22 protein-coding genes are annotated in these 25,852 nt (G+C 70.5%); 9 read left to right on the top strand and 13 right to left on the bottom strand.

The window, feature by feature from the left end; genetic code table 11:
* Positions 1-9: 9 nt before the first annotated feature.
* The 6 genes from ABD808_RS30915 to ABD808_RS30890 are packed head-to-tail and all read right to left on the bottom strand — an operon-like array spanning position 10 to position 6,790.
* Positions 10-1,206, bottom strand: coding sequence for a cytochrome P450 (locus ABD808_RS30915; protein WP_344904235.1), 1,197 nt, complete (start codon positions 1,204-1,206; stop codon positions 10-12).
* The gene (locus ABD808_RS30910; protein ID WP_344904233.1) at positions 1,203-2,498 is read right to left on the bottom strand and encodes an aminotransferase-like domain-containing protein; all 1,296 of its coding nucleotides are present in this window, start codon (positions 2,496-2,498) and stop codon (positions 1,203-1,205) included. The genes ABD808_RS30915 and ABD808_RS30910 overlap by 4 nt, the downstream gene beginning before the upstream one ends.
* A gap of 4 nt (positions 2,499-2,502) precedes the next feature.
* Positions 2,503-3,798 (bottom strand): (3,5-dihydroxyphenyl)acetyl-CoA 1,2-dioxygenase DpgC, encoded by a 1,296-nt coding sequence (gene dpgC, locus ABD808_RS30905; protein ID WP_344904230.1) that lies wholly within the window; start codon positions 3,796-3,798, stop codon positions 2,503-2,505.
* On the bottom strand, positions 3,795-4,517 hold the full coding sequence (gene dpgB, locus ABD808_RS30900) for an enoyl-CoA-hydratase DpgB (protein ID WP_344904227.1): 723 nt from the start codon (positions 4,515-4,517) through the stop codon (positions 3,795-3,797). The genes dpgC and dpgB overlap by 4 nt, the downstream gene beginning before the upstream one ends.
* 20 nt (positions 4,518-4,537) lie before the next feature.
* Positions 4,538-5,602, bottom strand: coding sequence for a 3,5-dihydroxyphenylacetyl-CoA synthase DpgA (dpgA, locus tag ABD808_RS30895; RefSeq protein WP_344904224.1), 1,065 nt, complete (start codon positions 5,600-5,602; stop codon positions 4,538-4,540).
* Between the two features lie 21 nt (positions 5,603-5,623).
* Positions 5,624-6,790, bottom strand: a complete 1,167-nt coding sequence (locus ABD808_RS30890; RefSeq protein ID WP_344904221.1) for a glycine amidinotransferase — start codon at positions 6,788-6,790, stop codon at positions 5,624-5,626.
* 243 nt (positions 6,791-7,033) lie between these two features.
* Here ABD808_RS30890 and ABD808_RS30885 point away from each other — a divergent pair, with 243 nt between their 5' ends.
* From ABD808_RS30885 to dpgD, 7 genes are all read left to right on the top strand, one after another.
* Complete coding sequence (locus ABD808_RS30885; protein WP_344904218.1) at positions 7,034-8,071, top strand: methyltransferase; 1,038 nt, start codon at positions 7,034-7,036, stop codon at positions 8,069-8,071.
* A 65-nt stretch (positions 8,072-8,136) separates the two neighbouring features.
* On the top strand, positions 8,137-9,492 hold the full coding sequence (locus ABD808_RS30880) for a DUF6002 family protein (RefSeq protein WP_344904215.1): 1,356 nt from the start codon (positions 8,137-8,139) through the stop codon (positions 9,490-9,492).
* A 14-nt stretch (positions 9,493-9,506) separates the two neighbouring features.
* Positions 9,507-10,691: a GNAT family N-acetyltransferase gene (locus ABD808_RS30875; RefSeq protein ID WP_344904212.1), complete on the top strand. Its 1,185-nt coding sequence runs from the start codon at positions 9,507-9,509 to the stop codon at positions 10,689-10,691.
* Positions 10,688-12,034, top strand: coding sequence for a hypothetical protein (locus tag ABD808_RS30870; RefSeq protein ID WP_344904209.1), 1,347 nt, complete (start codon positions 10,688-10,690; stop codon positions 12,032-12,034). Before ABD808_RS30875 ends, ABD808_RS30870 begins: the two co-directional genes overlap by 4 nt.
* Before the next feature lie 59 nt (positions 12,035-12,093).
* Positions 12,094-12,513, top strand: coding sequence for an aspartate 1-decarboxylase (panD, locus tag ABD808_RS30865; RefSeq protein ID WP_344904206.1), 420 nt, complete (start codon positions 12,094-12,096; stop codon positions 12,511-12,513).
* Positions 12,510-13,475 (top strand): ATP-grasp domain-containing protein, encoded by a 966-nt coding sequence (locus tag ABD808_RS30860; protein ID WP_344904203.1) that lies wholly within the window; start codon positions 12,510-12,512, stop codon positions 13,473-13,475. The genes panD and ABD808_RS30860 overlap by 4 nt, the downstream gene beginning before the upstream one ends.
* A gap of 1 nt (position 13,476) precedes the next feature.
* Positions 13,477-14,283 (top strand): enoyl-CoA-hydratase DpgD, encoded by an 807-nt coding sequence (gene dpgD, locus ABD808_RS30855; protein WP_344904201.1) that lies wholly within the window; start codon positions 13,477-13,479, stop codon positions 14,281-14,283.
* A 4-nt stretch (positions 14,284-14,287) separates the two neighbouring features.
* On the opposite strand, the gene ABD808_RS30850 is transcribed toward dpgD, so the two are convergent.
* A complete protein-coding gene (locus tag ABD808_RS30850) occupies positions 14,288-14,746 on the bottom strand; it encodes a MarR family winged helix-turn-helix transcriptional regulator (protein WP_344904198.1) in 459 nt (152 codons plus the stop codon).
* A 127-nt stretch (positions 14,747-14,873) separates the two neighbouring features.
* Between ABD808_RS30850 and ABD808_RS30845 the strand changes: the two genes are divergently transcribed.
* Both ABD808_RS30845 and ABD808_RS30840 read left to right on the top strand, forming a co-directional pair.
* Positions 14,874-15,935, top strand: a complete 1,062-nt coding sequence (locus ABD808_RS30845) for an LLM class flavin-dependent oxidoreductase (protein WP_344904195.1) — start codon at positions 14,874-14,876, stop codon at positions 15,933-15,935.
* The gene (locus ABD808_RS30840; protein WP_344904192.1) at positions 15,932-16,576 is read left to right on the top strand and encodes an NAD(P)H-dependent oxidoreductase; all 645 of its coding nucleotides are present in this window, start codon (positions 15,932-15,934) and stop codon (positions 16,574-16,576) included. Before ABD808_RS30845 ends, ABD808_RS30840 begins: the two co-directional genes overlap by 4 nt.
* Here the strand turns inward: ABD808_RS30840 and ABD808_RS30835 are convergent.
* The 6 genes from ABD808_RS30835 to ABD808_RS30810 form a co-directional block, all read right to left on the bottom strand.
* Positions 16,565-17,644, bottom strand: a complete 1,080-nt coding sequence (locus ABD808_RS30835; protein ID WP_344904189.1) for a phosphotriesterase family protein — start codon at positions 17,642-17,644, stop codon at positions 16,565-16,567. The genes ABD808_RS30840 and ABD808_RS30835 overlap by 12 nt on opposite strands.
* Positions 17,641-18,612: a phosphotriesterase family protein gene (locus tag ABD808_RS30830; protein WP_344904186.1), complete on the bottom strand. Its 972-nt coding sequence runs from the start codon at positions 18,610-18,612 to the stop codon at positions 17,641-17,643. The genes ABD808_RS30835 and ABD808_RS30830 overlap by 4 nt, the downstream gene beginning before the upstream one ends.
* A 166-nt stretch (positions 18,613-18,778) precedes the next feature.
* Positions 18,779-19,447 carry an RES family NAD+ phosphorylase gene (locus ABD808_RS30825; RefSeq protein ID WP_344904183.1) on the bottom strand — a complete coding sequence of 223 codons (669 nt, stop codon included), beginning with the start codon at positions 19,445-19,447 and terminating at the stop codon, positions 18,779-18,781.
* A gap of 1 nt (position 19,448) precedes the next feature.
* Positions 19,449-20,126 carry a hypothetical protein gene (locus ABD808_RS30820; protein ID WP_344904180.1) on the bottom strand — a complete coding sequence of 226 codons (678 nt, stop codon included), beginning with the start codon at positions 20,124-20,126 and terminating at the stop codon, positions 19,449-19,451.
* 17 nt (positions 20,127-20,143) lie between these two features.
* Positions 20,144-21,763 (bottom strand): Hsp70 family protein, encoded by a 1,620-nt coding sequence (locus tag ABD808_RS30815; protein ID WP_344904177.1) that lies wholly within the window; start codon positions 21,761-21,763, stop codon positions 20,144-20,146.
* Between the two features lie 11 nt (positions 21,764-21,774).
* Positions 21,775-25,734 (bottom strand): CHAT domain-containing protein, encoded by a 3,960-nt coding sequence (locus ABD808_RS30810; RefSeq protein ID WP_344904174.1) that lies wholly within the window; start codon positions 25,732-25,734, stop codon positions 21,775-21,777.
* Positions 25,735-25,852: the final 118 nt, after the last annotated feature.

Raw genomic sequence — 25,852 nt, 5'->3', positions numbered from 1 at the left:
CGCTTGTCGTCACCACTTCACGGGCAGCCGGTGCAGCCCGTACACGCTCATGTCCGCACAGAACGGGAGTTCGTCGGCGGGAACCGCGACCGCGAGCCCCGGAAAGCGCGCGAAGAGCGCCGGTAGGGCGACGCTCAGCTCCATCCGCACCAGGTTCTGGCCAAGGCACTGGTGGATCCCGTGCCCGAACGCCAGATGACCGGACGCCTTCCGTCCGAACTCCAGCCGGTCGGGCCGGTCGGTCATCCAGGCCGGATCCCGGTTGGCGGACGGCAGCGCCACCGTGATCGACTCACCGGCCCGCAGCAGCCGACCACCGAACTCGACGTCCTCCAGCGGGGTCCTGGGCACGCCGAAGTGGAACACCGTCAGGTAGCGCAGCAGTTCTTCAACCGCATTTCCGACCAATGACGGATCTGTCATGATCCGATCTAGTTGGTCCGGATGCGTCATCAGCGTGTAGATGCTGAGCGCGAGCGAATTCGAGGTCGACTCGTGTCCCGCCGTGAGCAGCAGCACGCCGATACCGGTGATCTCCTCGGCATCGAGGGTGCCGTCTTCGGTGAGCGCCTGGAGCAGGCCCTCGCGGAGCCCGGCCTTGCCGTACGTGAGTTCTTCGATCAGCGCGTACAGCCGATCCATGGCCGCGGACGCTTCGTCCCTGGCGGCGGTGAGGCTGAACAGCGTCTCGCTGTTGCGCTGGAACTCGGCTCGTTCGTCATAAGGAACGCCGAGTAATTCGCATATTACCAGTGACGGCACTGGCAGCGCAAAGGACGCCACGAGATCGGCGGGTTGCCCGAGCCGCGCCATCCGCGTGAGCAGGTCGTTGACGATCTGCTCGATTCGGGGACGCAACTCGCGCATGCGGCGGGCCGTGAAACTGCCCGCCAGCCGTTGCCGGATTCGCGTGTGTTCGGGCGGATCCATGTCGACCAGCCAGCCGGGCAGCGCGGGCCTTCCGTAGAACGGGTCGACGCCCGGCCGCGCCACCGGTGCGCGTTTGAATTCCGAACGGGCGCTGAACCTCGGGTCGGAGAGCATGGCGCGGGCCAGCTCGTAACTGGTCACGAGCCAGCCGATGTGACCGTCCGGGTAGCGCATCCGGCGCAGCGGTTCGCGATCGCGCCATTCCGCCAGTTCCAGGGGCGGGTCGAGCGGATCGGGCCTCGTGATCGGGTATGGGGAGACGTCCTCGGCGGTCATGGTCTGATCTCCTCACTCAGGAACTCGGCGAGGCGGCGCACCCCGGTCTCGATCTGCGGTGGATCCAGGTAGCTACAGGAGAGGCGGAGCTGGGAGTCGCCCGCGCCGTCCAGGTAGAACTGGGACATCGGCGTCCACAGGACCCCGTACTTGGCGGCGGACGTCTTCAGCAGGTCGACGTCGGCGGGGACGGGCAGCCGCACCCGGACGAAGAACCCGCCCTCGGGTCTCGTCCACCGGATCCCCGGGTGGAGGTCGTGGGCCGGGAGGTGCCGGTCCAGCGCGTCCAGCAGGCAGGCCAGGTTGCGCTGGTACAGCTCGGCCTTCCGGCGTCCGAGCGCGGCGAGCGACCCGCCGTGGTCCAGCAGCATGCCGCCGATGACCGCCTGGGACAGCGGCGAGGTGTTGACGGTGACCATGCTCTTGATCGCGGCCAGGTCGTGCGCGAGCGGCCTGCCCCCGCGCCGGTCGGCGATCTCCTGGTCGGCGACGACGTAGCCGACCCGCGCGCCCGGGAAGCAGACCTTGGCGAACGTGCCGATGTGGACGACGCGCCCGTCGTTGTCCAGGGTTTTCAGGTAGGGCAGCCCGGTTCCCGGGGACGCGGTGAAGCCGTACACGTTGTCCTCAAGGATCAGCAGGTCCTCGCGGTCGGCGAGCCGGAGCAGGCGGTGTCTGCATTCGAGTGACATCCGGCCGCCGCCGGGGTTCGCGAAATCCGGGGCGACGTAGCAGGCGCGGACGCGGCGTCCCGCCTGGCGGGCCGCGCGGCAGCGTTCTTCGAGCAGGTCGAGGTCGATGCCCGCCGCGCTCTCGTCGACGCCGACGACCGGGATGTCGAGCAGCCGGGCCGCTCCCAGGAAACCCGCGAAACAGGGGTTCGCCACGGCGAGGACGTCGTCGGGCGATCGGAACAGCGCCCGGAGGGTCAGCAGCATCCCCTCCTGCGCCCCGACGGTGACGACGATCGCCTCGTCCGGCGCGTCGATGCCGTGGTCGCGGCGCAGGGCGTCGCCGACGATGCCGTTGATGAGCCCCTGGCTCGGCCCGTACTCGAACAGCAGCTTCCGCGCCCGCGTCCGGTCGAGACCCCGGTCGTTGGTCAGGTGATCCAGGAAACGGGCGATGTATCGCTCGACGTCGAGTTCGTCGAAGAACACGGGGTGCGGGGCGCCGGGTGCGAACGAGATGGCGTCCGGATATTGCGACATCACCTCGTTCAGGAACCCGATCGAACCCAGCACGGGTTCGGCGAGGGAGGCGTGCAGCGTCCCCTCGTTCAGCAGGACCATGACGTCACCTCGCCGCCCGGTCGCGCCGCCGGTGCTCGACCTTGGCCAGGACGTCCGGGGCGTAGACCCGCGACGCCTGGACGGCCGCGAACTCGGCCAGATACTCCCGATACAGGTCGATCGGCTCCTCGGCCAGCGTCAGCATGCGGCGGTTCGCGGACACGGCGGGGGCGGCCAGGTCGTGGACGGCCCGTCCGATCGCGGCGTCCATGTCGTCCGGCGCCACCACCTCGTCGCACAGCAGTGTCGCCTCGGGGTCGGTGGCGTCGACGCGGTGGCCGCCGAGGATGACCCGGCGCGCGGTCCTGGCGCCGCTCCACCGGCCGAGCCGCAGGTTGCCGAGGCCGGGCACGATGCCCTCGTGCGCGGCGGGCAGGCTGAAGTAGGCGCCCGACTCGGCGATCACCCGGTCCAGGACGAGCAGCAACTGCATGCCGCCGCCGATGGCGAAGGCGTCCACGGCGCCGACCCACGGCTTCTGCACGGAGCGGTCGGCCCAGGCGCCTCCGTTCGCGTCGTCGACCAGCACGCCGCGCAGCAGTTTGTGGACGTAGCCGAGTTCGCGGCCGAGCATGAACTCGACGAACGAGATGGCCCCGTCGCACAGGTCGGCCAGGTTGACACCCGCGCTGAACACCCGGCGGCCCGCGTACTTTCGGTGCGCCACCCGTCCGCCCCGCAGCACGCCGACCCGGACCTGGTCGTCCAGGAGCGCGAGGTCGACGGCGGTCTCCAGGTCGGCGATGAGCCGGTTGTCCTCGGAGTTGAGCCGGTCGCCGTTCCTGAACTCCACGTGCGCGGCGGGGCCGTCGCGTTCGATGAGGACGGAGCCCAGTTCCGTTCGTCCGGTGCGGCGGAACTCGTCGAGCAGTTCGGTGGCGCGGGCCGTCGGCGTCAGCATCGTCTCGATGAGGTGGGTTCCGGCCCGCCGGGAGCGCAGGACGGCGGCGCAGAAGATGCCCTGGTCGATCTCGCGGCCCTCTTTGTCGGCCTGGACATGGGCGCGTTCGGCGTCCATCTGCCGCCGCGTCGGCACGAGTCCGGGGAAGCGGTCCGCCGCCGCGAACACCAGGTCGGGGAGCCGGGCCCGGCGCGTCCGGTCGTCGGTGAGCAGGTCGTAGACGGCGTCGGCGTGTCGGGCGAGGAACCTCCGGCGGGTCCTGCGGGACGCGTCGTGGGCGGCGGCGGCCTCGTCCCGCTGGGCGGCGTCCCGCGCGGGCGGGGCGGGGAGCGCGGCCAGCCGGTCCTCGCCGCGCGCCGCGTGGTCGGCGAGCGCGGCCGCGTCCTCCGCGAGGGTCATGAGCCCGCCTCCGTCGCCTCCAGGACGCCGCGCATCCCGTGCAACCTGCGCAACTCCCGGTCGCAGGCCGCGAGATGGGCGCCGAGCGCCTCCTCGTACTCCGCCGACGCGGCCTCCAGGACGAGCTGCCTGCGCACGGTCGTCTCCGGCCCCGAGATCCGGCCCCGGAGCACCGCCGCCGTGTGGATCGCCTCGGCCAGGTCGGTGCTGATCTCGTCGATCAGCCCGAGTTCGACGGCCCGGTCGCCGGACAGGTCGACGCCCCACAGCACGACCTTCCGCGCCCACGCCACCCCGAGATGCTGGACGAGCCTGAACAGCGCCATGCCCGGCCAGAAGTGCCCGTCGTTGATCGGCAGGACGAGCCGCAGGTCGGGTGATCCGATCCGGAAGTCGGACGCCAGCAGCAGGTCGAGCGCCGGGCCGCCGCACGGGCCCTCCGCCACGGCGATGGTCAGCACGGGTAACCGTTCCAATCGGCGGACGGCGCGTTCCCACCGGTTCACGTCCTGGATGCCCACGCTGCCCGGCCATTCCCGTGAACCGTCCGGACCGGGAGCGAGACGGAGCACGACCACCGCGTGCCCTCGGCGGTCCTCCGCCTCGGCGCAGACCGCGTTCACGGCGGCGGTGACCTCCGCGAGCGGTCGCGCCCCGGTCACCGTCGTGACGATGCCGAGGCCGTCGGCGAGCCGATCGGGGTCGAAATTACTGCCCATTGACGTTGTCGTCCCTTCTTTCACCAACCGAGCAATGCCATCTCGATGCTGGAACCCGGGCCCATCGTCATCAGGACGCCGAACTCGCCCGGAACGGTCCTTTCCTCGTCCCGAAGCCGCGCCCAGGAGAACAGGAAGGAGCCGCTGGATAGATTCCCGTGGTCCCGGAGGACGCCGATCGTGTGCCGCAGGTCGTGGCGGGAAAGGCCCAGGTTCACGCGCACGGAGTCGATGACCTTCTTGCCTCCGGAGTGCACCACCCAGTGGCTGATATCGGACCGTTTCAAGCCCGTGCCGCCGAGCAGCCGGTCAAGCGCCGTCTCGGCGTGCGCGCCGACGACGTAGGGAATCTGCGGATCGAGGTAGAAGCTGAACTTTCCGGGGCCGTCGTCCCAGTCGTAGCGCATGGCTTCGATGGCGTCCGGAATGATCAGGCTGGAGAACCGCAGCAGCGCGGGCCCCGGCCGGTCCGCCTCGCCGGACGCGCGGACGGCCACCGCCGCGGCGCCGTCTCCGAACAGGCTGTTCACGACGGACGAGCGCATGGTCCCGTCGAAGACGTACGCCGCCGAGCAGGGTTCGACGCAGACCATCAGCGCCAGTTCACCGGGGTGCGTCCGGGCCCAGCCCGCTACGGCGGAAAGGGCGTTGAGACCGGCGTTGCAGCCCATACCGACGACGTCGAGCCGGGAGCATGACGGGTCGATTCCCAGCTCTTTGATCAGCAACGCGGAGAAGCCCGGGGTCAGGAATCCGGTCGACGTCACGCAGCACAGATGGGCAATGTCGGAAAGCGCCGAGCCGGTCTTCCGGAGGCATTCCTCGATCGCCTCACGGCCCATGCTGAGACCGTTGGCGGCGTGTTTGCGGAGCAGTTCGCCCTGCGACTCCATACGGCGGCTACCGTCCGGCGTCAATGGTGGCAGGACGAGACCGCGCCGCTCGATCGCGCTGTTCAGGAAGACGGATCTGACCCGCGCGTCGGTGATGTCGAACTCGTCCAGGATCTCCCGCTGGCTGTAGGAGGTCGGTGGCACCGCCGTCCCGACGCCGGTGATCCTCGGTAACTCTTCGATCGACTGCATCTCTCCCCCGTGGACTCGCCGTCAACTCAGATAGTCCTCCGCGCCCCCGGCGCGCGCCGTGTCGAGCGTGAAGCAGTGGAACCCGCCCCCGAACAGCCGCCGGTGCCGGTGCCGGACCGGCACCGCCGTGAAACCGTGCCGCTCCAGCGTGCGCATCAGGCCGGGACACGCCTCGTTCACCAGGACCGTGTCCGGGCTCACCGAGAGCACGTTGAGGTCGATGTACGGGCTGGTCAGGATCAGGTCGTCGGCGTCGTAGGACGGGAACGTGTTCTCCGTCGGCGGCGGCGGGACGATCAGGTCCCAGGTGCGCAGCGGGGCGGGCAGCCGGTCGGCCACCGCGGCGTCGCGCACCAGGAGCGTTCCCGGCCGCAGCGCGAGCACCATGCTGTCGATGTGGCTGTCGCTGAGCCGGTGCACGCGGTGCACCCGGAACCGGCCCGCCAGGTGGCGTTCCAGCCAGTCGGCGCCGAGCGCGTGGTGCGCGGTCGAGACGTTCACCACGATGTCGCGGCCGAGGCGCAGGCACTGCGCGGCGTCGAGCATCATCTCGACGCCGACGTCGTAGCGCGACGGTCGCGGGTCCTCGATGGGTTCGGTCGGCCCGCCCGCGTTGGTGGCGCGGACGTAGGACAGGTCGAAGGACGCGTCGGTCATCAGCGGCCTCGGCATGACCGACCATCGCGCGCCGCTCTCGAAGTACCGCTGGAAGACGGGCTTGAGCAGCTGCGTCTCGAAGTACCGCGAGCGGATCATGGGCGCGGTCTCGATGATCTCGTCGCCCGCGATCAGCGTGTTGTCGCGGATGTTCAGCGGCGGCACCACCGCGGCGGGCCAGGCCGGGGTGCGCACCTCGGCGGGCCGTGCTGGCAGGTCCATCGGCCGGTGCACGGTCACGCCCAGGCTCCGCAGCACCGCGGCCATGCCCTCCAGGTCCTCGTTCAGCTCGTCGACGTAGCGCCTTTTGATGGGCGTTCGATCCCCGTTGGCGGACGTCCCCGCGGACCCTTCGGCGGCGTGGCCGAGTCTCGGGTAATACCATTCGGTCCGCTGCGCGTTGTCGCCGACGATGTTCTCGTGAAAGAAAAGGTCAAAAGACAACTCACGCTCGTGTGACACATAGTTCTCGGCGGAGCCGACGATGACTTCCTGAAGTGGCGACCATTCATCGAAGCTGTTCAACCGCATGTTGCCCCCAACCAATTCGCCGGTCGAGAACCCTTCTGGCGCCTCTACTTCCAGTAGTAGACCTCCCGGTTCCGATCACACAAGCTCCCGGCACGTGTGATCTACGCCACATGACCATTTATGTTGACCGTTGATCATGATCAGGATTACACTCTCGTCGAACCCGTCCCACAGCCTGCGGCACGATCGTTTTGCCTGGTCAGCCAGGTGATATTGGAATCCGTCGAACGGAGACGAGACGATATGACCAACGCGGGGGATGATCAGCTGCGGGAGCGCTTCGACCTTCTTGTCAACGCGCCCGCACTGTTCAACGCGATCACTACGGCGGTCGAGGTCGGGCTGTTCCGCCACCTTTCGGCACATCCAAGATCGGCTTTTGCGGAATTGCGGCAGGTCACCGGCGTCCCCGCGCATCAGCTGCGGGTGCTGCTCCAGGCGGTCTGCGCGACCGGGCTTTTGGAAAAAACGGACGGAACGTACCAGAACTCCACCCTGGCCGACGAACTGCTGGCCTCGGACGCCACCGATGGTTGGGCGCACATCCTGGTCGGCTGGAAAGAGATCTACTATCCGGCGTTCGCCCAGATGACGACCGCGCTGAAGGCGGGCACGAACACCGCGCTGGAGATGTTCCCCGGCGACGGGCCGACCCTTTACCAGCGCCTCTCGGGCGATCCCGAGCGGGAGGCGGTCTTCCACCGGGCGATGGCGGCGTTCACGCTCAGGTCGCTGGACGCCCTCGTGGAACGGCCGGAGTTCGCCGCCGTCCGGCATCTGCTCGACATCGGCGGCGGCGACGGGACGACCTCGTCCCGGCTCACCGCGCGCCATCCCGAGCTGCACGCCACGGTCTTCGACATTCCCAGCGTCTCCGCGCTGGGAGAGGACTCCTCCCCGTCGCGGCCGGAGCGGGTGGCGTTCCGCCCCGGGGACATGTTCAACGACCCGTTCCCCACGGGCTGCGACGCGATCCTGTTCAGCCATGTCCTGGAGATCTTCTCCGGTGACCAGATCCTCAGCCTGCTGAAGAAGGCCTACGACACGCTGCCCCGCGGCGGCCGGGTGTTCATCTACGGCTACAACGTCTCCGACGACGAGACGGACGGCATCTACGGCGCGCGTCTCGGTCTCTACCTCAACATCCTCGCCAGCGGGCAGGGGATGGCCTATCCGGCCCGGGAGTACGAGGAATGGCTCCGGTCGTCCGGCTTCGCGGACGTCCACACGGTCTCCGGACTTCCCTACGAGCACGGACTCAGCTCCGGGGCCAAGCCGTAACCGGCCGCACGGCCCGCGGGCGGTGAGATCCGGACCCCGCGTCGTGACAGCGGAAGGAATGGAACGTGCTTGTAGACAACGCGCTCGCACGGTATTTCGACAACGTACGGCTGGCCCTGCGTCAACTGCTCGGTGAGCGGGACGGGGCGGACGGCGACTTCACCCCCGGCATCGACCTTCCCGACCTCACCCCCGCGATGCTGGAGTACCTGTCGGTGTCCGGGATCGAGCACGTCCGGCTGCCGTCCTACCGAGGCAAGAACCTGGCGCTGCTGGACCTCACCAGGAATCCGGCGACGATGACGACGAAGACGTTCGCCTCCCTCGTCATCGTGGCCAGGGCGGTGCGGTTCATCAGGGACACCGGCGAGCGCGTCACCATCGTGACGCCCTCGTCGGGCAACAAGGCCATAGCGCTGCGCGACGCCGTCTTACGCGCGATCAGCTGCGGGCTCGTCAGCGCGGACCAGCTCAACGTGGTCGCGGTCGTCCCGGCGAACTCGGTGCCCAAGCTCCGCGTCTCGGAACTGTTCTCCGACCCGGAGCTGCGCAAGCGCAACCCGATCGCGGTCTACCACGGCGACCCGCCCGGACGGGTGAAGGACATCTCCCGGGGCCTCGTCGACGAGCACCGCACGGAGCTGGAACGAGGCCTGAAGACCAATTTCTGGTACACCCTGCGGTTAGAGAACTATCTCGCGGCGGACATCGTCCGGGCGTTCGCCGAGGCGGAGTTCTTCCCGGCCTCGCCCGACGAGCCCCGGCTCCACGCGCACGCCGTTTCCAGCGCGTACGGATTGTTGGGCCATTCCTATGGACGGAGCATGGCGCCGCCCGAGTCCGGGGGCGGGGCCAGTCCGGATCCGCGTTATTTCCTCGTCCAGCATCTCGGTGCGCCGGACATGGTGCTGAGCCTTTACCACCAGGGGTCGACGGACCCGAGCCATCTTCCCCAGTACACCTATGACCTCGAATCCGGCCTCTACGGTCAGGACGAGAATCCGCGTTTCCCGGCGGTCACGTTCGAACCGAGCGAGGCCCTCGATCCGACCTTCTACACCCGAGGCCCGGCCACCTCGCCGCGGATGGACGAGATCATCCACGAGCAGGGCGGTGGCGGGATCGTCGTCTCCATGGCCGAGTGCCTGAACCGGTACCCGCGGATCCGCGCCCTGCTCGGCGCGGCGAACATCAGGCTTCCGGCCCAGCCGGTCGCGCTCCGGGAATGGTCGCTGGTCATGGCGTTCACCGGGGTGCTCAACGCGATCGACCGCGGGCTCATCGCGGAGAACGACGTGCTCGTGCACGGTTCCGGAAGCTACAGCGTCGCGGACTACGCCCCGCTGACCGACCGGGACCTTCATCCGGTGGAGGACGTCGAGTCCCTCCGGCAGGTGCTCTGCGAAACCCTTGCAAGTTGAGAGGTGACAGCACCGTGGCCACTGCGACCCCACCTCCACGGTCCCATTTCGGCAAGCGGTTGCGCATGCGCGCCGGGTACCGGTGGCGCAACAGCGGCAACGGGCTGCTCGTGTCGGCCCGCAGCCGGTGGGACACCCGGGACCGCGCCGTCTTCCCGACGGTCCGGTCGCACCTCGGGGGAATGTCGGTCGGCTATTCGGGCCTGCGCGAGGGCCTCGCCTACACCCTCGAATTCACCGAATGGCGACGGGAGGACGGCGCCGAGAAGGCCGAGCGGACCAGCGGCGAACGGTCCGGGCGTGAACTCCGGTCCCCGGCGCGGCTGCCGGACGCGGACATCGCCGTCATCGGCACCAGCGCGGCGCGGGCCCGGCGGCTGCCCAGGGAGGCGTCCCTGGTGATCCCGATGCGGGTGCACTTCGTCATCGACTTCGAGGGCGACGCCGAATGGGCGCGCCAGCGGATCTCCAAGCGGGAGCGCTGGCAGTTCGGCCGCAACGAGCGCCGGTACAACTGGACGTGGGAGCTGAACCGCGACCCCGGCTGGTTCGACGAGTTCTACGACCGCTACTACCGGCCCACCATGTTCGAGCGGCACGGCACCCGGGAGCGGACCGAGACCAAGGAGGTCGCCTACGAGTGCCTTTTCCGCGACGGGCGCATGTTCGTGCTGTCGCAGGACGGCGAACGCATCGGCGGCGCGCTGTGCCACTGGGATCGGTCCACCGGCGTGCTGACGCTCCGGCTCCTCGGGGTGTTCGAGGGTTCGCAGGAGCACTACGACAGCGGCGCGTTCAAGGCGATCTACCACTTCCTCATCCGCTGGTGCGCCGAGCACGGGGTGAGCCGGCTCGACTTCCAGGGCACCGAGCCGTTCCTCAGCAAGGGGACCTACCAGTGGAAGCGCCGCTTCGGCACCAGCGTCATCCTGCCGCCCAACCATTTCGGCGCCAAGCGGCTGTGGCTCCAGGTCCGGCACGACACGCCGACCGTCCGCGACTTCCTGGTCGCCAATCCCGTGCTCAGCGAGAACGACGACGGAAGCCTTGAGGCCGTCTACTTCTTCGACGCCGAGCGGCAGCCGCGATCCGACTACGCGGCGAGTTCCCCGGGCGTGGAGCGCGTTCGCAACGTCGATCTCGACGAGTTCCTCGCGGGGCTCAAGGCGCGTACGGACAGGGGGCGGGCCCGTTCATGACCTCGTGGTACGGGAACGATCCCGTTTCGCTGGAGTCGCGGGTGCCGCTGCCGGAGATAGACCGCGAGCTCGAAACAGTGCGCGAGGGCGAACACGCCAATCTCGTCCCGGAGTCGCTCGACGCGATGCGCCCGTTCGTGCTGCCGCCCCGGTCGTACGACGAGATGTACCGCGTGGCGACCGTGCTCCTCGATCTGCTGCGCCGGACCCTTTTCGAGACCGCGCCCACGGCCGCCGGGCGAATTGCGGCACTCGACGCCCCCGAGGACATCTACCCGCTGCTCATGGACGGCCCGTTCGAGGACGACTACGCGACCTGCATGGCCCGTCCCGACATCGTGGTCGACGCGACCGGGCCGAAGTTCGTCGAGTTCAACATCGGCTCGGGCCTCGGCGGAGTCGTCGACACGTTCCTGCACACCAACGCGTGGATCGCGGCCTTCGGCGGGCCCGACGCGGCGCCGTTCACGACGATAGATCCGCTGGCCGTGCGCGACCAGATCTTCGTCCGGGCGGTCCGCCGGTTGTCGGCCGAACCGGCGGTGGCCGTCGTCGGCACCTTCCGCGATTTCGGCGGCAAGCCGAGCCGCTACTTCGAGGTCCAGCTCGAATCCCTCGCGAAGCGCGGGCTCAAAGCGGTGCACCTCGAACCCGAGGAGCTGCCGGACGCCCTCGGGCTCCCCGGGAAGCCGCGCTACCAGGTCGGCATGCGCCATTTCACGATCCTGGAATGGCGCGCGCTCAGGATCGACCTGGCGCCCGTTCACGCCGCGCTCGACTCGGGTTGCCTGCTCATCGCGTCGCAGACCGCCTACATGGTCGCCAACAAGAAGGTGCTGGCGTGGCTGTCCGAAGGTCGCCCATGGATGACCGACGGGCACCGCGCCATCGTCAGGCGCTATCTGCCCTGGACGCGCGTCGTGCAAGACGGGCCGGTCGACTGGAAGCGCGCGAAACGCCCTTTGCCGGAACTGCTCGTCAACAACCGTGAGTGGTTCGTCCTGAAACCCGCGATCGGCATGAGCGGGCAGCAGGTCCTGGTTGGCCGCCATTGCGATGACGACACCTGGAAGACCGCGGTGACGGCCGCCGTCGCGACGCGGGACCACATCGTCCAGGAGTACGTCGAGGCCGCGCCCTACCTCATGGAGTTCGCGGACGCCGACCGGCGCGGCACGTTCGAAGCCGAGGTGTTCCCGGTCGTCAGCCCGTACGTCTTCGACGGACGGCCCGGCGGGTGCATGGTGCGTTACCTCGCCCCGAACCAGCGGGGAGTCGTCGCCGTCCACGGAGGTCACGCCCGCTCCAACGTCGCGCTGCGCGGCCTCCGGAGGGCCGCATGACGGAGTACGCGGAAATCGGCTACGGCCTTCGCCGGAATGACCGGTGAGGAGAGGTTCAGATGTTTCGCACCATGATGAAGTCCAAGATCCATCGGGCCCGGGTCACCCAGGCCGACCTGCACTATGTCGGGTCCCTGACGATCGACGCGGAACTGATGGACGCCGTGGACCTGCTGCCCGGCGAACAGGTCGACATCGTCGACATCGACAACGGCGCGCGGCTGTCCACCTATGTGATCGAGGGCGCGCGCGGCTCCGGGGTGATCGGCGTCAACGGCGCCGCCGCCCGGCTGATCAGCCCCGGCGACCTGGTGATCATCATCGCCTACGCGGCGGTGCCGGACGCCGAGGCCCGCGCGTTGCGGCCCCGGGTCGTGTTCGTCGACGAGAGAAACGAGATCGTCACCACCGGTGACGACCTGGCCGAGGTGCCGGACGGTTTCGGCCTGCGGCGCGGAGACGAGACGAGGCTGGCATGAGCGGCGTGATCACCTGGATCTACGAGGCGGAGACCGTGGATCCCGGCGAGATCGAGGAGTTCGAGCAGAGCATCGTCGAGCGCTATGCCCGTTTGTCGCGGCCACGGAATCTCGATTTCCGGCTCATCCGTGCGTCCGAGCTGATCGCCCTGTGCACCGACCGTCCGGTGTTGCGGTACAGGGGGGACGATCTGCTGGCCGATCCGCAGTGCTTCATCGTCGAGGACATGGGCACCGACCCGCATTCGTCGCACGCCGCGCAGGCCGTCTACCGCACCATTCACGCGAGCGACTCCGTCCTGCTGAACCGGTCGATGTCGGGTCCGGACTATCTGGAGAGGGACAAGCTCGCGTTCGCGCAGGTCGCCTCGACATTGGACGTGCCCGTGCTGCCGACCATCGCCGTCCCGTACGGAAAGTACGCGCGCCGGGCGCTCGACGAGGTGACGAACGAATTCGGAGCGGGCCCCTACATCATCAAGCCGAGGGAGATGACGAGCGGTATCGGTGTGCTCCGCGTCAATTCCCGGCAGGAACTCGGCGCGGCGATCGACATCGCCTCCCAGACGAGCGCGGGGTACATCGTCCAGCCTTATCTGCCCCACGCCGGAGACATGCGGGTGTACGTCGCGGACGGGAAGGTCGTCGCCTCGTTGACGCGCCGTCCGGGCCAGGGCAGCTATCTCGCGAGCATCAGCCAGGGCGGCTCGATCGAGACCAACGAGGACCATTTTCTGGTCGCGGACCACTGCATGCGCATCGCTCAGAACCTCGACGCCGAATGGATGTGCGTCGACTGGCTCATGACCGATGAGGGCCCGGTGCTGAACGAATGGTGCACGGCCAACGGGGGTTTCACGATGGTCCCCGAACCGCAACGCACGATCGTCGCCGACGCCTTCTTCGGCTGGATAAAGACGAAGCTGGACGCCGCGCTCGCGGAACCGTCCCAGAGGCGCTGACATGGCGGAGGAGGAGCGGAGCCGGGTCCGCTACGAGAAGCGGGGACGGGTCGCCCACATCACGCTGGACCGTCCCGAGGTCCTCAATGCCATGGATCTGCGCATGCACGCGGAACTGGCCGAGATCTGGGACGACTTCGACGCCGACGACGACATCTGGGTCGGCGTGCTCACCGGCTCGGGCGAGAAGTCGTTCTCCGTGGGCCAGGATCTGAAGGAACTGGTCCAGCGAATCGAGAATGGTCAGGCCACATCGAGTTTCGGCAGCCGGGGAAAACCGGGCTGGCCACGGCTGACCGAACGGTTCGACATGGCGAAGCCAGTGATCGCCAAGGTGAACGGCCTCGCCCTGGGCGGCGGCTTCGAGCTGGCCCTGGCCTGCGACATCATCATCGCCGCGCGGCACGCCGAGTTCGCGCTCACCGAGGCCAGGCTCGGGCTGATCGCCGGGGCGGGCGGGGTGTTCAGGCTGACCCGGCAACTGCCCTACCGGGTGGCGCTCGGCCATCTGATGACGGGACGGCGCCTGTCGGCCGAACGCGCCTGGGAACTCGGCCTGGTCAACGAGGTCGTCCCGAAGGAACAGTTGGACGTGTGCACGGCGGAGTGGGTGGCGGACATCCTCGCCTGCGCCCCGCTGTCGGTACGCGCCATCAAGGAGGTCGCCGCCGCCTCCGCGTCGCTCCCGCTGGACGAGGCGTTCAACGCCCGCTATGCCTGGGAGGACAGGCGGATGCGAAGCCGCGATTCGGAGGAGGGGCCGCGCGCGTTCGTCGAGAAGCGGCCCCCGCGCTGGACCGGCACCTGAGCCGTCAGCCGGTGGAGGTCGGCGCGTCGTCACCGAGCAGCGTCCAGATCTCGGTGAGGGCGCGCAGTTGGTCGTCGTCCAGGTGGGCGAAGAAGAGTTCGCGCAGGTCGGAGTGGTGTCGGCGGCGGGCCTTGCGGATCAGCGTCCGTCCGGCCGCGGTCAGCGTCGCCTCGAAGCCACGACCGTCGGTCGCGGACCGGCGCCGCTCGATCAGGCCCCGGTTCTGGAGGCGGTCGGCGAGCCGGGTGAACCCGCCGGAGGACATCAGACGGCGGTTGGCGAGGTCCGACATGCGCATCCCGTCCGCGCCCGCCTCGTAGAGCAGCGACAGGGCGCTGTACTCGGCCATGCTCACGTTCAGCGCGGCGAGGCTCGACTCCATCGCACGCCAGAGCCGATCGTGGGTCAACAGGAATCCGCTCCATGCGTCCTGCTCGATGTCCCGTAGCTCGTGGGTCGCCATGGCGGCACGCTATCCGCATCCCACCTCCCCGAACAACCCGGAATATTTGTCTGCGCACGCAGGTTGTTGGGATCGTTCAGGCATCCTCGGGGGCGTTCGGCGCCGCCGACGAGAGGAAGGATCGGACATGGCTTTCGAGATCGGCGTCATGACGTTCGGCGAGATCACGGAGGACCCGCGCACCGGCGCCGCCCCGTCCCCGCGGCAGCGCGCCCGCGACACCATCGAGCAGGCGAAGGTCGCCGACGAGGTGGGCCTCGACGTGTTCGGGGTCGGGGAACACCACCGCAGCGACTTCGTCGGGTCGGCGCCCACCATCATGCTGGCGGCAGCGGCGGAGCAGACGAGGAACATCAAGCTGACCAGCTCCGTCACGGTGCTGAGTTCCGAGGATCCCGTGCGCGTGTGGGAGCAGTTCGCCACCATCGACCTGCTGTCGGCGGGACGAGCCGAGATCATCGCCGGGCGCGGCTCCTACACCGAGTCGTTCCCGCTGTTCGGCTACGACCTGAAGGACTACGGCGACCTCTTCCGGGAGAAGCTCGACCTGCTCCTCAAGATCCGAGAGCGGAACCCGCTGACCTGGAAGGGACGCTTCCGCGCCCCACTGGTCGACGCCGACATCGCGCCCCGCGCCGACGGGGAGACCATCCCGATCTGGGTGGGGGTGGGCGGGTCGACCGCGTCCGCCATCAGCACCGGACGACTCGGCCTGCCGATGGCGCTCGCGCTGCTCCTCGGGCCGCTGACCTTCCACGAGCAGACCGTCGAGCTGTACCGGGAGTCCGCCGCGAAGGCGGGCCACGACGCGGACGCGCTGCCGATCAGCATCAACACGCACGGGTTCGTCGGACGCACCAGCCAGCAGGCCAGAGACGTCATGTACCCCTATTTCGCGAAAGGTATGGCGGAGAACAACCACCAGCGAGGTAAGGGACTGCTGCTCCCCCGGGTCGCGTTCGACGCGCAGTCGTCGCCGAGGTCCGGACTGCTGGTGGGCAGCCCGCAGGAGGTCATCGACAAGCTGCTCGCCTACCACGAGTTGTACGGCCTCAACCGCGCCATCATCCAGATGGGCTTCGGTGGGATGCCGCAGAAGGAGCACCTGGAGGCGATCGAACGGCTCGGCACGGAGGTCGCTCCGGTCGTCCGCCAGGAGGTCGCCGCGAGCAAGAGGAGGGCGGCATGAAAGAGCAGTTCCGGGGGGAGTGGGGGGTCGTCCCCCCACAGGAGAACGAGCCGGTTCTGCGCGTGGTCGTCGTGAATGGGAGCCCTAGTCGGCCGTCCAAGACGATGGGCCTTGTGGACGTCATTTTGGACGAGCTGAAAGCACTACTTCCCGTGGAAACGTCGCGGATCGACGTGTACTCGCTGGGGCCGGAGTTCACCGGGGCGATCGAGCGTGAGGGCGTCGCCCCCGACGTTGAGGCCGTGCTGCGGGAGGCGGAGGAGGCCGACCTGCTGATCGGGGCGGCTCCGGTGTTCCGCGGCTCCTACCCGGGGATGTTCAAGCATTTCTTCGATCTCGTCGACCAGTACGCGCTCGCAAACAAGCCCGTGCTGCTCGCCGCGACGGGCGGCGGCGACCACCACGCACTCGTCCTGGAACACGCCATGCGGCCGCTGTTCGGCTTCTTCCAGGCGCTGACCGTGCCCGTCGCGATCTTCGCGTCCAGCGGGGACTTCGACGGCACGACGCTGCTCAACCCCCGCGTCTACGGACGCGTCCAGACGGGCCTCGGCGACGTGGCGGACCTGCTGCGCGCCCGCGCCACCGGAGCGGCACGGGCGGCGCCGGTCTCGGCCGCGGTGCCGGTCTCAGCCGCGTGAGGGTGCCGGTGCGGCGAAGGTCAGGGCGCGGGCGGGGTTGTCCACCATGATCGCGTGGATGGCCTCGTCCGCGACCCCGAGACGCCGCAGCGCCGGAAGGAAATGGTCGGGAATGTAGGAGTAGCCCTGCCCGCCGTACCGCTTGAGCTGGATCTTCTGGCAGACGTCGTGGCCGAGCACGATCTGTCCCGCGTAGCCCTCTTCGACCAGGTCGGCGATGCCGCGCGCGACCTTGTGGTCGCCGAGCAGCACGAGGTGGCCCCAGGGGCTGCCCGGCGACGCCACGAAGTCGAACTCGATGAAGACGCCGCGCGCGAGGATCCGGCGCGCGAAGGCCAGGTCGACCGCCATCGTCCCGGCGTGGCCCATGACGACGTTGGACGGGTCCACGCCCTCCTCGTCCAGGATGTCGAGGACCGCGAACTTCTCCTCGCCGACGCCCCCGACATGGAAGCTGATCGGCGCGCCGGTGATGCGGCTCGCCCGCCCGCTGGCCCGCACGCTCCTGAGCTCGGCGGAGGTCAGCGGGTCGGTCTCCGCGCCCACCTCGCCGATGATCCCGGCGCGGACACCGGTGCCGTCGGCGCCCTCGACGATGTCCCGGACGATCACGTCGGTGAGGTCGTCGACGGTCCGTTCGTCCATGTCGAGCGGGTGGAACGTCGGCGTGTACCAGCCCGCGCCCATCACGATGTTGAGCCCGCTCTCCCGCGCCATCCGGTGCAGCGACGCGGGGTCGCGGCCGATGCCGAGGTTGGTGACCTCCACGATGGTGCCGCCGCCCGCGCGCCGGAACTCGTCCACCTCGGCGAGCATCATGCCGAAGTCGTCGAACACGTCGTTGTCGGCGTTGACGGCGCCGTGCCGGGTGCGGGCCAGGTTCGCCATCGTGAGCGGTTCCCGCGCCTGCGGTTCGTTCTCGCCGGGACGCAGCGACTGCGGCGGACGGCGCAGGTCGAGGAACAGGTGCTCGTGCATGGTCGTCGCCCCGAGGGTCGACGGGTCGACCGGCCCGGTGACCGTCAGCACCTGGCCGTTGAGGTCGGGAATGGTCTGCGGCGCGGTCATCCGCGGGCCTCCGTGAAGGTCAGCCAGCGGCTCGGGTTCGCCGCGGTAAGGGTGCGGAGCAGGGCGTCGTCCGTGCCCTGGAACTGGAGGAAGGGGACGAACTGCTGGGCGACGAAGCCGTACCCGACGCCGCCGTAGCCCTTCAGGCCGATCTTCTGGGAGACGCGGGGGGACAGCAGGATCCGCTCGGCGTGCCCGCGTCCGGCGAGGGCGAGGACGGCGGCGGCGACGTCCTGGTCGTCCACCTCGCGGTACACGGTCGGCAGGCGGCCCAGCTCGTCGAACTGCACGAACACGCCGCGTCCGGCGAGTTCGGCCAGGGCGTCGACGTCGGCGGCGAGGCCGTCGCAGTGCCCGACGGCGATCCGGCCGGGGTCGGCGCCGCCCTCGGTCAGCAGGTCGATCAGCGTGTGCGTGGCGGCGGCCGTCGCGGCGCGCTCGACGAGCACCGGGGCGCCCGTGCGCCTGGCGGCGTCCGCCACGGCGAGCGCCACAGCGCGGTCGGCGGCCTGGTCGAGGTCGAGCGGCCCGATCTTCCCGATCAGACCCGCGCGGACGCCGTCCACCCCTTCGGTGAGATCGCGGACGAGCTCCTCGGCGGTGCCACTGGCCGAACCCATGACCACGGCGACGCCGGTCTCCCGCGAGAGGCGGGCCAGCTCGGGCGCGCGGCGGCCGAGGTCGGTGCCGGTCACCTCGACGACGGCGCCGCCGCCCCGCTCCGCGAAGTCGGCGAGATCGGCGCGGACATCCTCCGCGGAGAGCCGCAGGTCGGCCTCGTCCGGGGAGTCCAGGGCCAGCGCGCCGAGCCGGTCCATGGTCAGCGGGGCCGGGGCTCCGTTCAGGTCGTTGACCAGGTGCACGGCGTTGACCAGGTGCACGGAGGTGACGGTGTGCCCCAGGGCCTCCGGGTCGGTCGGCCCGGCGACGGTCATGACCCGTCCGGCGCCGTTGGGCAGGCTCGTCACAATCCGAGGTCCTTTCCTGGAGGACGGCCCCCGTACCGCCGGGCGCCGCGCCGATCACCGTATCGGCCGTCTCTCACCCGCCCTTGTGTATCACCGCACGCATGTTGAAGATCCCCGCAAGCCGCCGACCATGGGTCACCGGCCCAGGTCGGACGCCTCGAAGGGGTCAGGGGTGGCGGGCATTGCGGGGGATGGTGACGCGGGCGCGGTAGGGGGCCAGTTGCTGGTTGATCCAGGCGGCGCCTTCGAGGTCGTCGAGATTCTGGCCCGCGTCCGGGTCGGTGACGAGGGTGCCGTCCGGGCAGCGGTCGCGGAACAGGACCAGGGCGGGTCTGCCGCCCTCGCGTTTCGACGGCCAGATCAGGCCCTGCGCGTCCGGGACGTGCTCGCGGATCCAGCTCGCGTAGCGGCGGGTCGCGTGGTATTCGGCGGACTCGGCCTGGACGAGCCAGGTGTCCTGGGCCACCGCCGCCAGTGCCTCGCCCGAGCACAGGTCCACCAGGCGGAGTGCGTCGGTCGTCTCGACGACGCTGGCCCGGCGGCCGTGCACGCGGGCGCGACGGACGGTCCGGAAACCCCTGTCGTTGAACGGGACGTCCCGCAGCAGCGTCTCGGCCAGCGCCGTTCCGGCCTCCAGGCCCGCGTAGTACGCGGGGAACGGGTCGCGGTCAGTGCCGTCGAAGCGCCCGCCGCCGAAGTTGTCGTCGGACGGGTTCGGGTTCACGGACGCGGCGTCGTACTTGCGGTCGTGCACCCGCCACAGCCGTTCACCGGCTTTCAGCAGGCGCATGTGCGGGACGGGACGGAACTGCCGCGGGGGTTCGGCGTACGGCATGTCACGCGCCCCCCGTCTCGGCGCGGGCGGCGGCGATCAGGTCGGCGTCCGGCAGGGTGCCGATCAGCCGGGCGGGGGCGTCGCCGAGGCGTCCGTTGCCGCCCAGCCACCAGTCGGCCGCGCCGAACGGGTCGTCGGACGCCGCCAGGATCCGGTTGACCTCCCGGACCACGTCCGGGGCGCCGCCGTCGGGGGTGAACTGGAAGGCGGGCCAGCGGGCGGGGCCGTCCGCGCGGTCCAACCGGATCAGATCGGGGTCGCCGGGATCGAGGCCGTGGGCGCGCAGTTCGTCGGCGTCCAGGGCGGGGACGTCCAGCAGCCGGGCCTCGGCCTCCCGTTCGACCTCGTCGGCGGTCGGTTCCGGGGGGCCACCGAGGCGCACCCGCAGCGGGCCGGTCAGGCCGAACCAGCGGCCGAGCTCGGCGGCCCGTTGGGCCGGGTCGGGCGCGAGGCGTTCCTCCCGCGCGCGCAGTGCCGCGGGGAACGGGTGGTCGCGGGGCAGCCGGGCGCGCAGCAGATCGGCGATGTCCTCGGCGAGCTCCTCCGACGCCACCCGGTCGCCCTCCCGGGAGAACGCCTCGACCAGCGCCCGCACCTCGTCGAACTCGGCGGGCGACAGGCGGGCGCGGACGTCGTCCCAGTGCTCGGCCAGCGCCGCCAGCGCGTGGCTCAGTCCCATGGTCCTCCTTCAGCCGGTCAGGAGCTGGTCTCGTGCCGCGCGACCGCGGCCTTGGCGTGGTCGACGGCGGCCCTGTCCATGCCGCCGATCTGGAGGTCGAAGCGGACCTCCCGGCCGGACCTACGCTCCACCGCGTGCACCGTGAGCAGCCCGGTCTCGCTCATGTGGAAGGTGATCTCGATCGGGGTGCCGCGCGGCAGGCGGGGCGGGAGGCCGCGCAGCATGCCCCGGCCCACCAGCGTGTTGTCGGCGAGTTCCTCCGTGCCGTCCTTGTGGTTCTGCTCCCACACCTCCACCTCCATCATCGGCTGGTTGTCGACGGCCGTCGCGAACCCGACCGGGCCGGTGTCGGCGGGCAGCGGGGTGTCGGCGGGCAGCAGGTGCGCGACGAAGAACCGGGCGTGCAGGGGGTCGGTCTCGGCGAGCGGGTCGTGCGCGTCCAGGACCTTGACGCCGAAGCCGCGCGGGACGACCGTCGTCACCTTCTGGGAGCCCATCGACTCGGCCTGGGCGGCGCTGATGCCGAGCCGGTCGGCGACGCACTCGTACTGTTCAGCGCCTTCGCGCTGGACCTGTTTGAGCAGGGCGAACAGCGCCGCTCCCTGGGCGACGGCGAGATCGGGTTCGTGCCGTTTCGGCGCCCCGTCCCCGGCCAGCGAGTCCGCCAGGCGAGCCGTGATCACCGGCATTCGGGTCATGCCGCCGACCAGGATCACCTCGTCGAAGGCGGGCACGCCCTTGCGCCGCGCGGTCTCGATCGTCTCCTCAGTGATCGTGATGGTGCGGTGCAGCAGGTCGTCGGTCAGCTCCTCCAGCCGTTCCCTGGTCAGCTCGACCCGGACGGTCGCGCCCGCGAAGCGCAGGTTCCCGCGCCGGGTCCGGGTGCTGCTCAGCTCCTTCTTCAGCCGCTCCGCCATGATCCACAGTTCCTGCGTGAACTGCTCGTCGGCGGTGGGGTCCAGGTCGGGGTGCTGGGCGGTGAACTGCTCCACGAGGAACGTCCTGATCCTGGCGTCCCAGTCGGCGCCGCCCAGATCGCGGTCGCCGCCGGTGCAGACGACGTTGACGTCGTCGCCGTCCACCCGGATCACCGTCGTGTCGAACGTGCCGCCGCCCAGGTCGTAGACCAGCAGGTGGCGCGGGCCGTCGGCGGTGGGCTGCGCCTGGCGGTGCGACAGGGCGGCGGCGACGGGTTCGGCGAGCACGTCCAGGACGTCCAGGCCCGCGATCTCGCCCGCCCGCCGGGTCGCCTCCCGCTCGGCCACCCCGAAGTACGCGGGGACCGTGATCACCACGTCCCGGACGGGGCGGCCCAGCTGCCGCTCGGCGGCGGACGCCAGCTCCTTGAGGATCAGCGCGGACACCGACTCGGGCGTGAACCGGGTGCCGTGGAAGTCGAAGCCGACGTCCTTGCGCCCCATCCGCCGTTTGACGTGCCGGACCGCGAGCTGCGGGGCCAGCAGCGCGGCGTTGGCGGCGGCGTTGCCGATCATGACCGAGTCGCGCCGCTCGAAGTAGACGACGGACGGCGTGGTCTGCTCCCCGACGGAGTTGCGGATCACCACCGGACGGCCCGATTCGTCGATGTGGGCGATGCAGGAGTTGGTCGTTCCGAGGTCAATGCCGAACGCGGTCATCACGGGTCCCCTCATCGGCCTTGGTAGGTGAACGCGGCCCAGGACTCGGGCTCGTCCAGCGGCGTCGTGTCCAGCAGGTCGGCCAGCTCGCCGGACAGGTCCGGGGGGACGCGCCGTCCCGGGTCCAGCATCCACAGCTGGGCCGCGCGGAGCGCGACGGCCGGGTCGTCGTAACCGGCGTTCAGATAGTGATGGAACATCGTCATGAACAGGGTGGTCGGGAGGTCGTCCACGGGCCAGCGGGCGCCGACCACGCCCACCGCCCCGGCGGCGAGGAACGCCGTCGACAGCGTCAGCGCCTCGTCGTGGTCGCGGCTCGTCAGGTCGCTGCCGCAGGCGGCCAGCACGACGAGCCCGCCCGGCTCGCCGGACGGCCGTTCCCGCGCGCGCCGCAGGATGTCGGTCATGCCGAGGGCCTCGCCGTTCGCCAGCCCGAGGTGGGAGTCGACGGGACGTGGCGCCGGGTGGGCGTGGCAGCCGAGGTGGAGGAGCGACGCGCCGCCCGACCGGGGGCCGGGGAGCAGGCGCCGCACATTGTCCGCCGTGGCGTTCGGGGGGCGGGGCCGTCCCGGCCGGCGGCGACCGCCGAGCAGATCTCCGTCCGGGTAGTGCCGCCGGTGGAGCTGCTCGATCTCCTTGTGGGCCCAGTACAGGCCGCTGCCGCCCACCCGGACCAGCGCCGCCGCGCTCGGCCACGGGCGGTGGCCGTGCCGTCCGGCCTCGACGAACTGGCGGGCCGACGCCGCGTAGGAGATCACCGCGTCCTGGCAGGCGTGGCGGCGGGCGCCGTCGCCGACCGTCCGGCGGGCGGCGTGCCAGGGGACGGCGCCCAGCTCGCCGACGGGGACCAGCACCACCCGCGTCCGGTTGCCGGGGACGGACGCGACGGCGTCCAGGACGGGTTCCATGACGGCCGTCCACGCCCAGTCGCACAGGTCGCCGAGCGCGTATCGCCAGCGCCGGTGGATCCGGTTCGCCTCGCCGGTGCCCGGCGCGGCCCGGTCGCGCTGCGCTTCGACGAACGCCTCCACCCGGCTGCGCGGGCCGGTCGCCAGGCGGGGCAGCCGGAGCGGCCTCACCTGCCCGGTGTCGTCGACGATCAGGGCCAGCCCGCCGCGTCCGTCCTCGTGGGGGACGAGATAGACCAGCGCCGCCGCGTCCGCCTCGCGCAGCGCCCCGGCGATCTCGGCGGGGACGGCCGGGTTGAACAGCCGCCGCTCGACCGCGCTGCCCTCGATCGCGTCCATCACCCGTTCCCGCAGGTCGCTGGGCACGCGCAGCTCCGCGAGCGCGGACTCGAACTCGGCGGGGCCGCCCGGCTCGTCCCAGGGCGCGGGGACGCTCTCCACGGTCGTCCGCTCCCACTCGGCGGCGAGGTCGTCGTGGCCGCCTTCGCGCAGGAGCGCGGGAAGGGCCGCGTCCGTCGTCGCCGCGTGCAGGACCATCGCGCGGCCCCACTCCAGGGCCTCCACCGCCAGGTCGGTGAACCCGGTCGCCGCGCACTGCCGGGCCACGGCCGCGCCCTCCCCGGCCGCGGCGAGCGCGGCCGTGAACGCCCGCTCGGTGCTGCTCTGGAGCATCACGGTCCACGCCCTCGCCCGGAGCGCGGCCAGGCCCGTCTCCCCCGCGCGGCGCCGGTCGTGCAGGCTCTCGTCGCCCCGCAGGTGGTACGCGGACGCCAGGACGCCGAGGCTCAGCGCCGACATCCCGCCGAGCGAGCCGGTCTCACCGGTCCGCGCCGCCTCCTCCAGCCGGTCGATGGCGTTGTTCAGGTCCGCGCGGTCATGGCCGACCTGGTACCGCAGCAGGAACGTCCACCCGAACACGCCCAGCAGCCACGGCCGGATGGGGGACAGCGGGTCGGTGGCCTCATGCGCCTCGGCCAGCAGCGCCACGCCCTTGTCGAGCAGGGCGAGATCACGACGAAAGAAGCCACGGTTGGCCATGCGGAACCCGAGAACGCCCAGTTCGGTGGGAAAGATCGGATTGTTCCTGCCGAGGGCCCTGGCCGCCGCCACCTCGGAGTCCTCCACGCCGTCAAGGTCGTCGAGGCTGATCCTGGGATTCGGTCCGAGCGCGTCCAGTTGGCGCCGGGCGGCTTCGAGCGTCCGTCCGCTGCTCTCGATCATGAAGCGGAACGAATGCTCCTCGGGCACGCGCTCGGCCAGGGACCGGTGCGCCCGGATCGTCTCGTCCAACGTGTCGGCGTCCAGCATGCCCTGGCCCCTCGCCATCGGGGCGACGACCCGGACCCACTCCATGAGCGTGCGCACGTCCTCCCGCGTCCCGCCGTCGGGCGGGGCCCCCTCGGTCATCAGGCGGGCGTAGTGGTCGGCGGCGTCCACGTGCTCCAGCGCACCACCCCGCATGTGCCACCCCAACAGGACGGACGCGAGGAACACCGGAATCGTCCGCTGGACCGGATGCTCCTTCGGAAGCAGCGCGGCGACCCGCGTGAGCCTCTCGACCGCGTCGTCCGGCGACTGGACGTGCTGGCCGGTCAGGCTGCGGAGCCTGTCGACGACCGCGAGCAGGAAGTGGTTGAGCGCCTCGTTGACGTCGTCGGCGGCGGGACGCTCGACCGCTTCGAGCAGGATGTCGCGCACCGGGTCCAGCCGTTCGGACGAGTGACCGTGCTCCACGCTGCGGGTCAGGACCAGGGCGAGCCGGTTCAGAATCATGGCGCGGTCGGGATGGTCGTCCGGGAGCTGCGTCAAGACGTGCTCCAGGACCTCCAACGCGGCATCCCGTTCCTCCGGGGTGGCGGACCTGCCGCCGGGCGGCGCGTCAGGACGCAGATCGAGAAGCTGGCCGAGCATGGCCCGCATCACCTGTCCGAACGGGTTCTCGTCGCCGTACTCCTCGGCGATCCCGCTGAGGGTGTCGGCGATCCGCTCGACCTCGTCGAACCCGCTTCGCCGTGCCGTCCGCACGATTTCCATCAGGCTTCGGAGTCGGCCCAGGTCGTCGTCATCGGGGTCGGCGTCGGCGGCTTCGGAGAAGTTCGCCATGGCCTCGGTGAGGCTCTCGTCGGTGGCGTTCCCGCCGTCGACCGCGATGACGACGACCGCCCGCAGTCCCGCGGCCATCGCGACGGCCGCCGGGGTCGAACCGGTCATGCGGTCCAGATGGTCGCGCGCGACCCGCGCGGCGTCCGCGTCGGCGAGGTTCTCGCCGACGAAGATACGGGCCAGGGAGCGCAGGGACGGTTTGCGGCTCCGCAGCCCGGGGGGCACCGCGCCGAACAGGTGCAGAAGGGCGAGGTAGCCGTGGCAGAGATCGGCGATGGCGCCTTCGGACTCGGGGACGTCGAGGACGGCCCGCAACCCGGCCATGGCCTCGTCGCGGTCGGCGGAGTCGCCGCCGAAGTACACGAAGCGGGTCGCGTGCGTCAGGGCCCGCCAGAGCATGACGAAGGTGCGGTACGAGTCGTCGGGCAGCAGGTCCCGCCAGCCCGCGTCCAGGGTCTGGACGGCGGTGGTGACCTGCTCGGCGAACTCCTTCACCTCGCGGGCGGGCTCGTCGCCGAACAGATCGAGCCCCCCGACGCGGTTCTGGACGATCATGCCGAGCACGACGCCGTATCGCGCGGTCACCCCGCCGGGGTCCGGATGCGAGGCGGGCATCAGGTCGATCGAACGGCGGAACGCGGCGGCGGCCTCGGCGAGGTCGTCGTCCATGCCGTCCGGCGCGCACCGTGCCCGCAGCGCGTGCGCGGTGCCGAGGATCTGGAACGCCACGGACATGGCCAGCTCGTCCAGCGTGACATCGGGGTCCGCCAGGACGGCGCGGACGCCGTCGATCGCCTCGCCGAGATCGCCGACGTCCACGGCGCTCTCGCCCCGCGCGGTCAGCAGCTCGGCCAGGGCGAGCCGGAGCCACTCCGGCTCGACGTCCGGCGGGAGCGGCCCGGCCAGGATCGCGCGCAGCTCGGCGATCCGGTCGTCGAGGTCGGCGCGCTCGTCGGTCATCGTCACACCGACATCAGGGACGCCAGGAACGACAGGGCCACGAACACCACGTAGACGGCGGTGACGCAGAGAACCACCACGAAGATGGCGAGCCGCCATGGGCGGTACGGGTCCGGCG

It is taken from the genome of Actinomadura meridiana (assembly GCF_039537545.1).
Taxonomy (GTDB): domain Bacteria; phylum Actinomycetota; class Actinomycetes; order Streptosporangiales; family Streptosporangiaceae; genus Spirillospora; species Spirillospora meridiana.
This window is presented reverse-complemented; position numbering and strand designations above follow the sequence as displayed.

Bases quoted from the DNA above. Each gene is read 5' to 3' on its own strand.
- ABD808_RS30915 (WP_344904235.1), bottom strand. From the start codon at position 1,206: ATGACCGCCGAGGACGTCTCCCCATACCCGATCACGAGGCCCGATCCG.
- ABD808_RS30910 (WP_344904233.1), bottom strand. From the start codon at position 2,498: ATGGTCCTGCTGAACGAGGGGACGCTGCACGCCTCCCTCGCCGAACCC.
- dpgC (WP_344904230.1), bottom strand. From the start codon at position 3,798: ATGACCCTCGCGGAGGACGCGGCCGCGCTCGCCGACCACGCGGCGCGC.
- dpgB (WP_344904227.1), bottom strand. From the start codon at position 4,517: ATGGGCAGTAATTTCGACCCCGATCGGCTCGCCGACGGCCTCGGCATC.
- dpgA (WP_344904224.1), bottom strand. From the start codon at position 5,602: ATGCAGTCGATCGAAGAGTTACCGAGGATCACCGGCGTCGGGACGGCG.
- ABD808_RS30890 (WP_344904221.1), bottom strand. From the start codon at position 6,790: ATGCGGTTGAACAGCTTCGATGAATGGTCGCCACTTCAGGAAGTCATC.
- ABD808_RS30885 (WP_344904218.1), top strand. From the start codon at position 7,034: ATGACCAACGCGGGGGATGATCAGCTGCGGGAGCGCTTCGACCTTCTT.
- ABD808_RS30870 (WP_344904209.1), top strand. From the start codon at position 10,688: ATGACCTCGTGGTACGGGAACGATCCCGTTTCGCTGGAGTCGCGGGTG.
- panD (WP_344904206.1), top strand. From the start codon at position 12,094: ATGTTTCGCACCATGATGAAGTCCAAGATCCATCGGGCCCGGGTCACC.
- ABD808_RS30860 (WP_344904203.1), top strand. From the start codon at position 12,510: ATGAGCGGCGTGATCACCTGGATCTACGAGGCGGAGACCGTGGATCCC.
- dpgD (WP_344904201.1), top strand. From the start codon at position 13,477: ATGGCGGAGGAGGAGCGGAGCCGGGTCCGCTACGAGAAGCGGGGACGG.
- ABD808_RS30850 (WP_344904198.1), bottom strand. From the start codon at position 14,746: ATGGCGACCCACGAGCTACGGGACATCGAGCAGGACGCATGGAGCGGA.
- ABD808_RS30845 (WP_344904195.1), top strand. From the start codon at position 14,874: ATGGCTTTCGAGATCGGCGTCATGACGTTCGGCGAGATCACGGAGGAC.
- ABD808_RS30840 (WP_344904192.1), top strand. From the start codon at position 15,932: ATGAAAGAGCAGTTCCGGGGGGAGTGGGGGGTCGTCCCCCCACAGGAG.
- ABD808_RS30835 (WP_344904189.1), bottom strand. From the start codon at position 17,644: ATGACCGCGCCGCAGACCATTCCCGACCTCAACGGCCAGGTGCTGACG.
- ABD808_RS30825 (WP_344904183.1), bottom strand. From the start codon at position 19,447: ATGCCGTACGCCGAACCCCCGCGGCAGTTCCGTCCCGTCCCGCACATG.
- ABD808_RS30820 (WP_344904180.1), bottom strand. From the start codon at position 20,126: ATGGGACTGAGCCACGCGCTGGCGGCGCTGGCCGAGCACTGGGACGAC.
- ABD808_RS30815 (WP_344904177.1), bottom strand. From the start codon at position 21,763: ATGACCGCGTTCGGCATTGACCTCGGAACGACCAACTCCTGCATCGCC.
- ABD808_RS30810 (WP_344904174.1), bottom strand. From the start codon at position 25,734: ATGACCGACGAGCGCGCCGACCTCGACGACCGGATCGCCGAGCTGCGC.